The sequence below is a fragment of the Anaerocolumna chitinilytica genome (genome assembly GCF_014218355.1).
Classification (GTDB): domain Bacteria; phylum Bacillota; class Clostridia; order Lachnospirales; family Lachnospiraceae; genus Anaerocolumna; species Anaerocolumna chitinilytica.
In genome coordinates, this window is record NZ_AP023368.1 from 1,039,452 (window position 1) to 1,054,425 (window position 14,974).

The 14,974-nt window shown below is 38.4% G+C and carries 11 protein-coding genes; 7 read left to right on the plus strand and 4 right to left on the minus strand.

Features of this window, described 5'->3' with window-relative positions; translation table 11 throughout:
- Positions 1-11: 11 nt before the first annotated feature.
- Positions 12-1,814, minus strand: coding sequence for a sensor histidine kinase (locus bsdcttw_RS04625; protein ID WP_185258232.1), 1,803 nt, complete (start codon positions 1,812-1,814; stop codon positions 12-14).
- Between the two features lie 274 nt (positions 1,815-2,088).
- Between bsdcttw_RS04625 and bsdcttw_RS04630 the strand changes: the two genes are divergently transcribed.
- Complete coding sequence (locus bsdcttw_RS04630; RefSeq protein ID WP_185258233.1) at positions 2,089-3,837, plus strand: choice-of-anchor A family protein; 1,749 nt, start codon at positions 2,089-2,091, stop codon at positions 3,835-3,837.
- Positions 3,838-4,144: 307 nt separating this feature from the next.
- On the opposite strand, the gene bsdcttw_RS04635 is transcribed toward bsdcttw_RS04630, so the two are convergent.
- On the minus strand, positions 4,145-4,618 hold the full coding sequence (locus bsdcttw_RS04635) for a pyridoxamine 5'-phosphate oxidase family protein (RefSeq protein ID WP_185258234.1): 474 nt from the start codon (positions 4,616-4,618) through the stop codon (positions 4,145-4,147).
- A 215-nt stretch (positions 4,619-4,833) separates the two neighbouring features.
- Between bsdcttw_RS04635 and bsdcttw_RS04640 the strand changes: the two genes are divergently transcribed.
- Both bsdcttw_RS04640 and bsdcttw_RS04645 read left to right on the plus strand, forming a co-directional pair.
- The gene (locus bsdcttw_RS04640; protein WP_185258235.1) at positions 4,834-5,523 is read left to right on the plus strand and encodes a hypothetical protein; all 690 of its coding nucleotides are present in this window, start codon (positions 4,834-4,836) and stop codon (positions 5,521-5,523) included.
- A 294-nt stretch (positions 5,524-5,817) separates the two neighbouring features.
- On the plus strand, positions 5,818-7,602 hold the full coding sequence (locus bsdcttw_RS04645) for a glycoside hydrolase family 2 protein (RefSeq protein ID WP_225903793.1): 1,785 nt from the start codon (positions 5,818-5,820) through the stop codon (positions 7,600-7,602).
- Positions 7,603-7,723: 121 nt separating this feature from the next.
- Here bsdcttw_RS04645 and bsdcttw_RS04650 read toward each other — a convergent pair whose 3' ends face one another.
- Both bsdcttw_RS04650 and bsdcttw_RS04655 read right to left on the minus strand, forming a co-directional pair.
- Positions 7,724-8,998, minus strand: a complete 1,275-nt coding sequence (locus bsdcttw_RS04650; RefSeq protein ID WP_185258236.1) for a metallopeptidase TldD-related protein — start codon at positions 8,996-8,998, stop codon at positions 7,724-7,726.
- 224 nt (positions 8,999-9,222) lie between these two features.
- Complete coding sequence (locus tag bsdcttw_RS04655; RefSeq protein ID WP_185258237.1) at positions 9,223-10,653, minus strand: TldD/PmbA family protein; 1,431 nt, start codon at positions 10,651-10,653, stop codon at positions 9,223-9,225.
- A 282-nt stretch (positions 10,654-10,935) separates the two neighbouring features.
- Between bsdcttw_RS04655 and bsdcttw_RS04660 the strand changes: the two genes are divergently transcribed.
- The 4 genes from bsdcttw_RS04660 (at position 10,936) to bsdcttw_RS04675 (ending at position 14,960) form a co-directional block, all read left to right on the plus strand.
- Entirely contained in the window at positions 10,936-11,430 is a 495-nt protein-coding gene (locus bsdcttw_RS04660) for a GNAT family N-acetyltransferase (RefSeq protein ID WP_185258238.1), read from the plus strand.
- Positions 11,431-11,645: 215 nt separating this feature from the next.
- On the plus strand, positions 11,646-12,272 hold the full coding sequence (locus tag bsdcttw_RS04665) for a sigma factor (RefSeq protein WP_207726492.1): 627 nt from the start codon (positions 11,646-11,648) through the stop codon (positions 12,270-12,272).
- Positions 12,269-13,705 (plus strand): anti-sigma-I factor RsgI family protein, encoded by a 1,437-nt coding sequence (locus bsdcttw_RS04670; protein WP_185258240.1) that lies wholly within the window; start codon positions 12,269-12,271, stop codon positions 13,703-13,705. Before bsdcttw_RS04665 ends, bsdcttw_RS04670 begins: the two co-directional genes overlap by 4 nt.
- 448 nt (positions 13,706-14,153) lie before the next feature.
- Positions 14,154-14,960 (plus strand): MBL fold metallo-hydrolase, encoded by an 807-nt coding sequence (locus bsdcttw_RS04675; RefSeq protein WP_225903795.1) that lies wholly within the window; start codon positions 14,154-14,156, stop codon positions 14,958-14,960.
- Positions 14,961-14,974 lie beyond the last annotated feature (14 nt).

The following is a 14,974-nucleotide window of genomic DNA, read 5'->3' on the forward strand; positions in this document are numbered from 1 at the left end:
TTATTTGGCTGTCATTCTTCCTGGATATTTTGCAAAGGCAGTTTAAGACTTACCAGGGTACCTTCATTTTTATGGCTTTGTATTATCATACCGTAAGAAGCCCCGTAGCAAAGCTTAATTCTTTGATTAATATTATAGAACCCAATGTTTGATGTATCATTTTTCTTGTTATAGATATTGTAATTTAATTGCTTCATTTCTTCTTCAGTCATACCGGTTCCGTTATCTGATATATTGATTAACAGGAATTCCTTCTCCTCTTCTTTAATAGATATAACTATTTCTCCCGGTTCTTCCATTTCCCGCAGACCATGAATAATGGCATTTTCCACAATCGGTTGTAAAAGCAGCGGAAGTATCTGATATTTCCCCAGGTCAAAACCCTCTTGTACATTTAAGATATATTGAATCCGATCGTCAAATCGGAGTTTCTGAATTGCAATATAGATTTCGATATAATCCAGCTCTTTTTTTAAGGTAGTAGAGGAAGTTCCTGTATTCTCCAACACATAGCGCATGGATTTTCCAAGAAGTTTAATTGCGGTTGCAACATCTCGATTGCCGGAGGTGAATGCCATCATACGTATGCTTTCCAGGGTATTGTATAAAAAGTGCGGATTTATTTGGCTTGCCAGCATTTTAAACTCCATTTCCTGCTGCTGATTGATGAATTTTTGTTCTGTAATCTGTGACTTATAAATATCCGCTTCCTTTTCCTTTATTTTTCTTATCATTATCTTAAGATCGGAAAAGGTTTCTGAAATCTCATCATCTCCGTGAAAAGCGTCTATAATATTGTAATCCCCGTTACTGGCTTTATGCATAGTACCTCGTAAAATTTCCACTCTGGCACTGAAGTATTTGGTATATAAGAAGATTAGGACAAAGGGTATCAAAATAACGGAGGCAATAATGACTGCGTAAGTCAGGGTAAGTTTCTTAATATAAGGAATTGCTTGAAAATTCAGGCTTACAATATATAATCTGTTCTCCGACATATAGGGCTTTAACGTGGAGATTGCACTCATGGTAGAATTATTTTTATATTGAATTACACCTACGTTTTTATAATAGTTTGAAGTACGGTCAAAGGATAAATCCGGAAGGGTTCCCATTACTTCTCTGCTGGTACTGTAAAATGCCGGGTCTTCATTTAACATCAGGATAGTATATAAGTCATTATTTTCAATACGGTTATTTAAGTAATTGGTACTCATGGTTATTACCAGAATCGCATAATTTTTATCAGTAGCCATTGGAATCTTCCGATAGAGGGTCAGTTCCCAATAATTATTATTATATTTGTCAGTCCGCTTAACTGTTTCCCAGAAAATTCCTGGTTTTTTCACGGCTGTCTGGAACCATTCTGTATCCCTGATACTGACGTCAGCATACTTGATATTATTGTAATCTGTTATGGAGTTATTGGTAGTGTAGATGTATAGGGAATTGATGGAGGTGTCATTTGAAATCAAGGTTGAAATCCGGCTGGTATATTTGTCATAGGCCGTATGATATTCCTTGGTATTTTCAAAGTTGGTTTGCAGCAGCTTATGCAATTGCTTGTCGTTGCATAAATCTTCGGATATTTTATAGAAGTTGGTAGTAGCATCAAACATAATAGATTTCACTCTTAAATTATCAGAGCTTGCGATACTCTCATAATGGTCATAAATAATATGCCTGGCATTATTCAGTACAAAAAGACATATAAAAAACACAGGAATTAATAAAGCAGAGAAATAAATAAAAAACAGCTGTTTTCGTACTTTGACCTTACTGAATGCCTGTAAGAATCTATTTTGTATGTTCATGGACCTATGCCCTTTCTATGGGGAGTAAATATAAAAGATATGGATTAAAGTATAACACATTTTATATAGTTTAATGATTTAATTATATACGTTGTATGGATAGTGTGTCAATTGGAGTTGAATAGAAACTTTCTGTGTTTGATTAAGTAAGGGGACTCCTCATTAATGTTGAACCAGATTATTAGCAGTATTATACCTAGGACTGGAACATATCTCTTCCAGCAGAATAAAATAAATGGAGAATATGTAACCGTATTATTGTACAGGAGAATTTATGGATAATCAGTACTATTACAACGGAGCCATATCAGGCGTTGGTATTCCTTATGATGATATCAAATGGTTTGATATTGAAGGCAGTCCCTTCGGTCTGGCGTCGGGGTTTAATGTAATTGTTTTTGGCGATGCCAATAATATTGTAGATGTTGAAGGGGCTATGGCGGTCGGAGGGGATTTCTATAGTCCTAGAGGTATAAGCGTAGGTTTCGAAAGAGAAAATGGCCAGATGGAGATAGGATATTCTCCGGACTTGGTTCGTTTCATGGTAGGCGGAAATACTACTGTTATGGGGCCGCTCGTTGTTGTTGGCCATGTTGTGGGAAATGGAAGCTTCCATGCTGCTAAAGGCAGCACTTACCTGATTGGAAAAGATGGAATGACAAACCAGAAGCAGGAGCTAAGTTATCTCTATCAGGCAAACGGCGGCAGTAAATATTGGGAGCCTGCAGATAAAGGAAATCATTATCTAATATCCAGCTATGATGTACCCCGTTATATCCCCGCAGACAGGATAGAAGCAGATGTCACAGGTTTCTTCCGCAGTGCAAGGGAAAGTGTGAATGCTTTTAAACAGTGTATTCAAGATTTACCGGTAAATGGAACTATCACGGATAACTATCATGAATGGATTTTAAGAGGAAATGATCCGGTTCAGAATGTATTCCGAATTGATGCACGGCCTAACGGTCTCATCACAAAAGGCATCAGAGCCGAAGTTCCGGAGGGCAGCCTTGTTATCGTACGTATAGTATCCGGCGACCATGCTCATCTGCAATATGGAGTTATGGGTGAAGAAAGTAAAGCTAACCGCACGTTATATGTATTCGAAGATGCGCAGCATATTCATATGGAACAGCCGTCAGATATTTGGGGAAGTATTTTAGCACCTCAGGCAATGTTCCATGGACATCAGACCGGCGGGCATGTTAGTGGCAGTGTAGCACTTGGAAGTTTTGCTGTAAATGCTAACAGTGGTTTTGAATTTCATCTTTATCCTTTCGTAGGCGGCGTTGTTTGCGGGAGTACGGCACCTCAACCACCGGTACCAACAGTACCTTCTATGCCCGCGCCTACACCAGCACCGGCACAGACACTGCCTACAACACCAATACCAACCCCGCCGGTACAGCCGACACCAAGACCTACACCGCCGGTACAACCGGCACCAAGGCCTACGCCACCGGTACAACCGGCACCAAGGCCTACACCACCGGTACAACCGGCACCAAGACCTACGCCGCCGGTACAGCCGGCACCAAGGCCTACACCACTACCGGCGCCAAGGCCTACACCACTACCAGCACCGAGACCTACACCTCCAGCCCAGACAATGCCTGCTATGACATGTCCGGAATGCCCTGCCTGTCCGGAAACAGAACCTGAAATCATTCCTTTCCCGGTACCAATCCCAGTTCCGGTTCCGGCAGAACCGATAGAATGCCCTATATGTCCTGATTGCAAAGAATGCCTAATAACACCGGGAGTTATCTTTGGCTGTATTTGGGGATGCGATTGCAGTAAGTCTCACGAATGGGATATTAAGCTTTACTCCGTCTGCAATGATTGCAAGAATCTTCTCTATTGTGAAACCATAAGCCGTTATGGCTGCTTTAAGTTTGAAGTTCCTTATAATGCATGCTATGTTTTGGAAGTGTGTCCGGCTGACAAAGCAACTATGTGTTCAGGGTGCAAACCTAAGGTTACTTTAAAGAATATTGGTGTTGCCAATTTTATGCTGTGCTAGTATATTTAAGAACGATTTATAGTAATTAGTATTGAAAAAGCTCCAGATCCCTCTAAATGCCATGATTTATAAGGGATATGGAGCTTTTGGGTAAGTAATTCCGGATTTCAAAGGAATGCTCTGCTGAAATGCGAGAATAGTAAGTATATCTTTTGCTATCGATTAAATAATTACTCTTTCAGTACACGCTCCAATAAAGCCGCTCTGTTAGCAGAAATTCTGTATACACCATAGAACTGGCTGTAATTTCTGTAATTGAAAATGTACGTTTATCTGTGTAGGTTTTTTAGTATGCTTACTATTTTTATTACTTTTTTACCAATCTCTTTCCGTTTATATTCTGTACTTTTAACTTTAGAGCAGTGACTCTATCCAATACACTTTCCTGGAACTGAAAAGATTCTGCATCAGAATACTGCTTCATCAATAGAACAAGTGCAGCCCGTTTCTCCTCGGTATTTAAGACTTCGATAATTCCTTCTCCGCATACACTTTCAAATTCCATTGTATACTCACAGGCAGTTTCTCCTGTTACCAGTCTATGGGAGCAGTCCATTTCAAATGCAACGTGGTTGTTTTCATTTATTAAATCAAGCTTTAGTCCTTCATTGGCACAATGGAAATAAAGTTCCAGACAGTCGGGGTCATAGCTGCTGCCAAAGTTCAGAGGCACAATATAAGGATATTCCTTATTAAAAAGTGCAACCCTGCAGACATCGCATTTTTTTACGATGGATAGTATTTCATTGATATCGGTTATTTCTCTGTCTTTTCTTCTCATTTTCGCACGAATCCTCCCTATTGTTTACGAACCTCAAAGTAATTTATTTATGTTATCATAGATAAGTAAAAAAAGGAAGAACAAAATTTAACGTAAACGAAATGTAAGTATTTGTAATAAGGGATTAAAGATTGTATGCTAAAAATATGGTAAAATAAAACAAGTTATCAGTCAACATATATGCGATGCCTAACTGACAGCATAGAAAGGATACTATGATGGAACTAGATTATCTTGGATTTTTGTGTCTAAATCTTCTTAATTTGAATCAGAAGTTTAAATCAGGTTATGAAGAATATTGGAAAAACCGCCATATAAAGAATGAGGTAGAATTCAGCTTTCAAGAGGATTTGGTAAACCTTATGGTGGAAATATTAAAAGGTGGCACAAATTACGATTTTTCAACAGATGACAGGGTGGAAGCACTGTTTGAATATATCGGCCAAATTGAAGTATTAGAGAATAAAAGGGCTGCTTATATTTATGACCTACATAGAAATGGCACTGTGAAGAAGGAGAGGGAGGAATTCTCAAATTATAGTTTTGCAGACAGCCAGTTGCTGCGATTTGAACTAAATGACAGAAAAAAGGAAGGAAAGTTTTTTTTCTATAATGCTCTCTATAGTGACCCTATACAAGAGACAGTTGATGGTGTAAATGTCATAATTACCTTTAAGGATATCCAAAGTTTAAAACTTCAGGGATGCTTTGACTTTGAATTCCTAAAGGGAGCGAGAGGGTATGCCGATACATTTGAAAAAATATCCGAAGGAAAATATCGCTTTGCATTTGCATGTATTGCGAATTACGAATATTTTATATTGGATATGACTTTTTCCGAATTAACCGTTGAGAACTTTGAATATGACTGGGATAGCCGTTACAATTTGCTCAGAGTAGAATAGGAAGATTAGCTGCAGAGCTTTGTAAGTGGGATATACTCACCTTACAAAGCTTTTTTCTTGCGAAAATCTTGTATCATGAAATTGGTTTTATGATAGATTGCTTCACCTTAGAAGTTTATATCTTCTGAATAGGTATATAATATTAGTTAAAGTTAAATATGAACGATTAGTAACATATAAACAATTGTATGGACAATATACAGATGAGTTTTTTAGGAGTATACTATGAGTTAGGATAGAAGATGAAAGAATTTTACCCTGGCTATAAAACTTACTGCAGGAGAGGGTTAATTTATGATACAGGATTATATTAAAATGTTTATAATTAAGAGCAAAAAAGCCTCTACTAATCAGCTTTATACCAAATGGGGAGAAGAACAAAGAACCAAGACTCTGACAGAGTATCCAAGGCCTCAATTAAAAAGAGACAGCTATATTCCATTAAATGGACTCTGGAATTATGCCATTACTAAGAATGCTAAATTTCCTGGTCGTTTCGACGGCAGGATAGTGGTTCCCTTTTCTCCGGAGAGTATATTATCACGGGTTAACAAACAGATAATGCCAAAAGATTATCTGTGGTATGAACGAAAATTCAATGTAAAGGAATTAAAAGCGAACAGTCGCTTGATTCTTCATTTCGGAGCTGTAGATCAATATGCAAGAGTATTTGTTAACCGGAAGAAGGTTACCAGTCACACGGGAGGTTATCTGCCTTTTTCCGTAGATATTACGGATATGCTCGTAAAAGGCAAGAACGAACTTCATGTATTGGCAAGGGATTTAAGCGATACTTCCTATCATTGCAGGGGAAAACAGAAATTACTTCGGGGCGGTATGTTCTATACGGCACAAAGCGGTATTTGGCAGAGCGTATGGATGGAATGGGTACCGGATTATTATATCAAAAGTCTTCGAATCACACCTCTCTATGAGAAATCTATGGTGCAGCTAGAGATCACTATGAATGGCCGGAAGGAAGAGGCGGATGTACCCGTCTGGATACAGGTGACAGACAAAGAACAAATTATCATAAGCAAAGAAGAAAGCGGAAATAAATTCTTAATACCAATGCCGGGATTTATTCCCTGGAGCCCTGAGAATCCCTACCTTTATGGACTGACAGTAGTGGTGGGAGAAGATAAGATTGATAGTTACTTTGCTATGCGAAAAGTGGAAGTAAAAAAAGATGAAGAAGGAACCCTAAGAATCTTTTTAAATGATAAAGCTTATTTTCAAAACGGAGTTTTGGACCAGGGCTACTGGCCGGATGGGCTTTATACGTCGCCAAGTGACGAGGCTATGGTGCAGGATATTCTTGCCATGAAGAAACTTGGCTTTAATATGCTGCGAAAACATATTAAAGTAGAGCCCCTTCGGTGGTATTACCATTGTGACAGGCTTGGTATGCTGGTCTGGCAGGATATGGTAAACGGAGGAGGCCGATATAATATGCTGTTTCTTGGTTATCTGCCGAATTTCTTTCCAAAGGCAGCAGATAGAATAAAAGACAGCAGGTATTCTTTGTTTTCCAGAAAGAATGAGAGAGGCAGACAAGAGTGGCAGGAAGATATGGTTGGAACCATTGAGCATCTGTATAATTGTCCATCCATCGTAGTATGGGTGCCCTTTAACGAAGGCTGGGGGCAGTTCGATGCGAAAGAGGCCGTAGACTTGATAAAGAAGCTTGATCCTACAAGATTGGTTGACCAGGCCAGTGGTTGGTTTGACCAGAAAGGCGGAGATTTTAAAAGCATTCATAACTACTTTCGAAAGCTTCGCATCGTTACGGAAGAGCGTGCAGTAGTTCTATCTGAATTCGCTGGCTTTGCCTGTCCGGTTTCCGATCATATGTTTTCCAAAAACATATATGGATATAAAATATATAAAAACAGAGAAGACCTTGAGAAAGCTTTGTATAAGTTATATAAAGAAGAGCTGCCTGCCCTTATCAAAAAAGGACTTTCTGCGGCGGTCTTTACACAGTTATCCGATGTGGAAGATGAGATTAACGGTCTGATGACTTATGACCGGAAAGTTCTGAAGGTTGAAAAACTGCCAAAGCTGCCATGTTCGTAAAAGTCATTACCAATCAGAAAAGCCAGGTGATGATTTGTTATAAAAAAGATTTGGAATACAAATAAGTGTATTCCAAATCTTTTTTTGTAATCTATTAACTCAAAGATAAAACCACTTGAGATTATATACCTGCTACATTAACATTTTCAAAAGCAATTGCAAAAGGTCCTTCGTATCCCTTTTCTCTCTGGAGTTCTTTGGATAAGGTCAGTTTACCCTGGGTTTCTAATATGCTGCCGTTAATTGAGCCACCGGTTACGGGAGTAATTGACTCGCCGTCGCAGAGAAAGGCTAAACGGATTTCACCACCGAAATGTCCTGACAGACTATCCATCTGGAAATCAGAGAAGTTTACAACATGAAGATATTTACCGGACTTCATTTCTTCAAAGCTGGTATTTCCTCCATGTACCTTCAGCTGAGAGTAGATACCGGTAGCTTCCGTACCAAGGTAATAGGAGAAGCGGCTGTTACCATGGATAGTATTAAGTTCTCCTGCTGTTATTAAAGGACGATTGACTAATTTTATACCTTCACCGCTATAAGGCTCATTTGCAATCAGCTCAATTGTAAGAGCGTCGCCGTTTACCTCGTCGCCCTGTACCTTACTGCCCTTTGTAAAGCTGGAATAGCCGGGATAGATTAAAGAAGCGGAGGAACGGTCCAGATAATAATCGAATATGGTGCTTACAAAGGAACCGGAGATGATAACCTTATATTCTCCGCTCTTTGGAGCTTCAGTGGCAACAGCCCTTGCCTTTGTAGTATCCAGTGTATATCTTACCTTATCTTTTAAGGCATCTGTATCCGGCTCGGTGTAATGGAAGCTCTGATAAGTCTCCACATCCTGGGGAGCCGGGCACTGAGCCACGAACTCACCTTTGGCGGTATATTTATCATAGCTTACATCAATACCTTCTGAATTCAATATATGTATCAGGGACTTTTCAAGAAACATTTCCGCAGAGTTTAAATATACATCCTCATGGGTATCTTCAGCAAATAGTGCTTCTGTCATTAACATAGCACTTTCGGTAAGAGTGAGGGAAGAGAGCTTAGAGGATGATGGAATAAAGTCTTCTTTCACACCCTTTGGAAGTTCATAAAAGGGATTGCATACAAAAGAAGCTGCATAATAAGCTTCTTTAATTGCTTCGTTGATTTCTTCCTCCGTCATGCCGTTATATATACCAATAGCAGAGGAACCGCGCATTTTTTTGCCATCCTTATCAAAGTCACGATAAACAGTAAGAGAATAATTGTGAACATTCTTTTCCCTGCGGATGTCTAACTTCTTACGTATAAAAAACAGTTCAACACTTTCCGTTGTTTCTTCATTTATTAGATAATGCTCTATGTTATTCTTTAACAGAGCCTTTTGGATTTTATCAAGCACAGTGTTACTTCCTTTCTTTTTTAATAGGACAAATTGCTTTTTGAACGATAAGTGCATTTTCAAGATTATGCCGAGGATAACGGATACATAATCTTGTGTAGTAAAATTGCTTTTTAAATTTTTCCTACATAGATCCTTATACTAGCAAGTGCCAAACAAGATTATGCCGAGGATAACGGAGGCATAATCTTGTGTAGGAAAAATTGTATTTCAAATTTTTCCTACTAACCCAGACGAATCTTTGCTTTTATGTAAGGGCCGCCATCGGATACTTTAACCCACTCTTTATAACCCTTACCGCAGAAACCGCCGCCTCCCAGGGCTTTCTTTTCAGAAACCATGGTAATGGATTTTAACAGGTCAGGAACATAACCGGTAAGTACGATGGGAGAAAAGATTCTGCCGGTTAATTTACCGTCTTTTATCTCTTTTGCAACATTTACCATGCATTGAATTCCCCAATTCTTAGGATCTTCCATTCCGCTGCTGGGATTATCCAAAAGGAATCCATATTTAATAGAAGCTATCATATCTTCTACTTTATCTTGACCTTCTTCAAAGAAGGTGTTTGTCATACGGGTATAAGCTTTTCTTTCATAGCTTTGTCTTCTTCCGTTTCCGGTAGGCTCTGTACCCAGGTACATAGCACTCTGGCTGTCACTGATACCTCTTTTTAAAATACCTTTTTCAATAATAACAGTGTCTTTTGCAGGGATACCTTCATCGTCGAAGAAATAGGTAGCTGTTTCCTTAGCAGCAGTACCGCCGTCATGCATGGTAATCAGAGGAGAGGCAACATACTCACCGATATATTTTTCAGCAAGGGCTCTTTTCTTAACGAACATATCCATTTCCACACCATGTCCGAATGCTTCATGAACAATCATGCCGGTAACTTCGGGAGTGCAAATGCATTCATATTCTCCGGGAGTAATAGGAGTACTGTCAAGTAAAGTCAGGGCAGAGTCAGCAGTCTCTTTTAAGCCTTCTTTCATACCTTTTAACAACTCACTGCCGCCTAGATTGGAGTAGCCGTTAAAGTAGTACTTAATTTCCTCTCCTTTTGATACCATAACCATAATAGAACCGGTGGTCCATAAAACATCCTGTTCCATATCTTTGCCGCGGGAGAGAAAAAGCTTGTGGTATTCCTGAAATCTTAAACCTGCAGAGCAATCAAGAATAGCAGAGTTATAATTTCTGCCTTCTTCACTAAGAGCCGTTAACTGGGCAATGACTTTTTCGCTGCCCATATCAGACAGACTTTCCTGATATTCGGTGCCTTCATGAAAGGATAATGCTTCATCCTTTAGCTCATCATATGAGATAACCTCGATTCCTTCGGGTAAATTGTCTTTTAGGGGTATCAGGCTGTCCTCAATCTTTTTCAGAATTTCAGGAAGCAGTTCTTTGGTTATTGCGTTAAAAGAATATTCACCATAACTGTTTCCGTCATATATCTTTGCTACAAAGCCTCTTCCGCTTAATAAAGAGTCCTCAGAGACTACGGTTCCACGCTTGGATACGCTGTAAATCATTGATTTGGAATCGGAGGCCAGGATTGATACATAGCGATACTTGACCAGGAGGCTGTCAAGGAGTTCCTTTAAAAGCGGTTTTACCTGCTGTAAGTAAGTACTTGATTTAACTTTCATGATAATTTCCTTTCCATATTATTCTTAATAGTTCTCATTCTGCTTTTACAATAAAAAGTGCTGCTGCTTAGAGTGTCATTGCACTGCCACAGCCGGAAGAGAAAATCATTAATATGTTTATTATAAGAAAATGGGAATAACCTGTCAATTGGTTCGCTGTCTTTTGTATCTTCCTGCATAAAAATTATACAGCTACCCCAAAAAAATCGATAAGCCTGACGAATATATATAGAAGAGTATTTTACCACTAGAGAGCGATCATCCAATAAAGGAGCGAAGACTATGATTTACATTCCAGATAGACAGATAAATATAAGAACAATGGAATTTGTGAATACCCAAATGATATTTTATTATCAGAATTCTCAAAAGGTAGAAGAGCAACATAAAAAATATGTATTTAGCGCAGAACTTAACGGAAAAACTGCCGGTTATATCACTTTGAATCTAAACAGTGAAAAAGGTCCGTTTGCCAAGAAGGATATCCCAGAATTGGAAGATTTTCATGTGTTCCCGGAATACAGAAGTATGGGTATTGGAAATATATTATTGGATGCGGCAGAAGAGAAAGCAGCAGGCTTCAGTAATGCTATCTCCGTATGTATTGGTCTTCACAGCGGTTATAGTGCGGCACACAGAATATATACACGGAGAGGATATATCCCTGACGGAACCGGGGTCTGGTACGAAGGTGAGCCCTTAAAGCCTTTTGCCAAATGCTATAATAATAAGAATCTCGTGATTTATCTGATGAAGGAATTTCATGATATTAAATAACTTTATGATATATCTGACATAAATTTATAAGAAAATGGTAATACATATTCCGGCATAAAAAGTTAACGAATAATGCAACAATAAAAAACGGTAGTTTAAACCGGATAAAGGGAGGGATAGTCCTGAGAGAACTAGATTACAAGGCTTTGGAAGCCGCGCAGAATGAAGAAGTATTGAATTCTTTCATTGAACAGAATGAGAGAATTATTTTGCATGTGGCGTCAAAGGTTTCAGGGCATTACATTACAAAAAGCGACGATGAATGGGCTATAGCCTTAACTGCTTTTGTACAGGCTGTGAAAGAGTATGATTTGAATAAAGGGAATTTTATAAGCTTTGCTAAATTGGTTGTCCAAAGGCGGTTAATCGATTATATCCGGCAGCAGATGAAATACAAACCGGAAGTAACGGTAAATCCGGTAACTTTTGATATGGATTCAGAAGAGGAAGAAGACGATAAAGTTCGATATGCAATTACGAAAAAATCAATGGAGACCGGCGGCAAGGATAGCCTTGTGCTGGAAATCAATACAGTTAATGAGAATTTGAAAGAATATGGTTTTTCTTTTTTTGATTTAACAAAATGTTCCCCCAAAGCCGCAAAAACAAAAAGCGCCTGTGCAAGGGTTATTCATTTCTGCGTTCAAGACCCTATGATAATAACTGTCTTAAAGAATACAAAATTACTGCCCGTAAAAATTCTTGAAAAAAATACGAAAGTACCCCGAAAAATTATAGAGCGGCATCGAAAATATATAATAGCAGCCATAGTGATACTTTCCGGAGAGTATCTTGAACTTGCAGAATATCTGCGTTACATCAGAGAGGAGAAAATACAATGAAATCAATAGTAGTTGAAATAAAAGGTAAATATGCAGCAATACTGTCTGATGATGGCAGCGTAACGAAAATCAGAAACCATAATTATGCAGTTGGTCAGGAAGTTCTGCTGGAAAAGGCAGGCTATCAGCCCAAAGCTGATAACGGCTTACTGCTGCAAGAAAAGGAAAAGGGTATGATCATGAACAAACTACATATTACAAAAAAATTGGCAGTATGCGCGGCTTGCGTGGTATTATTACTATTATGTTCCGGCACCGTGGCATGGGCATATACATCACCATATTCCTATGTCAGCCTGGATGTAAATCCCTCAATCTATTACACCTTAAATCGCTTTGACCAGGTAATCAATGTAAAAGCGGTAAATGATGATGGAAAAGTCATATTAGAAAAAATTAATATATCAGGTTTGAAATATAAATCTATTGAAAAAGCAATTCTGTCCACCGTACAAGAAATTACAAAAGAAGGTTATTTTACAAGAGACTATACCCAGACAGTTACCGGTTCAGCTATTCAGGTTCCGGACAGTACAAACACCGGAACAAACGTAGTTACCGGTTCAGCCATTCAGGTTCCGGGAAGTACAAATACAGTTACCGGTTCAGCAATCTCCATCGATGGAGGTATCGTAATTACTGTTTCCAGTGGTAATGCAAAATTATCCCATGGACTTGTTAAGGATATACGTAAGTCAGTCAAAGATTTTGTGAAGGAAAATGTTGTGGTTGAGGTTTCTAGTGTAGGACTAGACCGTGTAAAGGAAGCAAGAGAACTTGGAGTGACACCGGGTAAATTAAATCTAGTTGAAAAATTAAAGAAGAGTGCAGCTGACCCTGAAAGCATTGTCATTGAGGAATGGTTAGATAAGCCTGTAAAAGTTATTATGCAAGAAATCAAGAAGAATAAAAAAGCAGCAGTTACTGCCGATGAGACAGCCGAGGTGAAAACTCAGGAGGATACTGACAGCGGCAACACAGATATCGATAAAGTGAAGGAAGAAAAAAAGAATACAGATAAAATAGATAACAAAAAAGTGAAAAAAGAAAAGGTCAAGAAAGAGAAAGACGATAAAGAAAATATCACAAACAGTGATAAAGACAAAGAGGATACCATCAAGTCACAAGATAAAAAAGAAAATGTAAAGAGTGAAAAAGCTTCAGATAAAATTGAAAAAAAGGAACTGAAAAAACAATCAAAAGAAGCACTCAAGGCTAAGAAAGAGGAAGAGAAAGAGCAAAAAGCCGAGACAAAAGATCAGAAAAAGTATGAAAAAGATACAGAGAAATCACAATACAGCGGAGACATTAAGGATGAGGAGGAACAGGATGACCAGGGTAATAGTAATAAGTCCAATGGAGAATCCTATGGTAAATACAAAAGCAGTGAATCCTCCGATTCAAAATCGGAAAAGAATCCCCAGCACAAATAGTATTAAAATATAAGATCTAAAGCAAGAGCTGTTTCAAACTAAGAATAATTAGTTTTGAAACAGCTTTTGTTATGAAACAGCCAATTATTTGTCAGGATTAGAGCCTGTGAAATTTTTCTGTAAATTAGGAGTTCTATGATAATTATTAGAGCAGATGGAGACTTATGTGAGTGCCATCTGCTCTTTGAATATATATTCAATAGTGTTCATTGTCAATATAGGATTGTATTATTCGAGTATTTTGGTAAAATAAAGAAAACGACAAATCGGAATTGACCGAGCTGATGCACTTGATAAAAAACATAGCTTAATGATAGAACATGGGAATTTTTACCATGATCATAAAAATAAGTGATATACTTATGTTTCCAAGCATACAAACAAAAAGAGCCGTAATGATATCGAGTACAATTTATGAAAAAAGAGACAAGAAAGAAAGTTAATAGAAATGAAAATGAATGAAAAAGGCCAAATGGTAGCACCGGCTACCTGTAGGATGACAGCCGAAGATTTTGAAAATAAAGATGGAACAAGTGTATATTGGTTAGGTGGTGGAGGAGCCATGATAAACAGTCAGGGCACAATCATCATGATTGATCCCGTATTGGAAGGGTTTGATATGCCGTTATTAATTGATATACCGATTTTACCACAAGAAGTACCCGAGGTGGATGCGGTTCTGGTTTCCCATTCAGATAGTGATCATTATTCCAGAGTTACCTGTAAGAACTTGAAATCTGTGTGCAAAGCATATCATACAACGCTCTATGTGGCTTCATTAATGAAGGAAGAGTGTGACATTGATGGAAATGGGCATGATATAGCAGAACATATTCAAGTGGGAGAGATAGACATAGAACTGACACCTGCAGATCACGCCTGGCAGAGATTGTATGAAAGCTATAATTACCGAGTATGGGAAGACAGAGAATGTTGTGGATTTTATTTGCGTACAAGAGATGCAAAAATCTGGTATGTTGGAGATTCTAGATTAATGGAATGTCAGCTACACATGGATTCGCCGGATGTAATACTCTTTGATTTCTCAGATAATTATGTACATATTGGTTTGGAGAATGCATACAAACTAGCCAATACGTATCCTGATGCGAAGCTTGTGCTGATTCATTGGGGAACAATAGATGCACCGAATGAGAAAGCATTTAATGGCAATCCGCAGAATATCATCGATCATGTAGTCAATCCAGAGCGCGTAATTGTACTGGCACCAGGCCAGGAATACAAGATTCATTAAGAAAAGAGAAACTT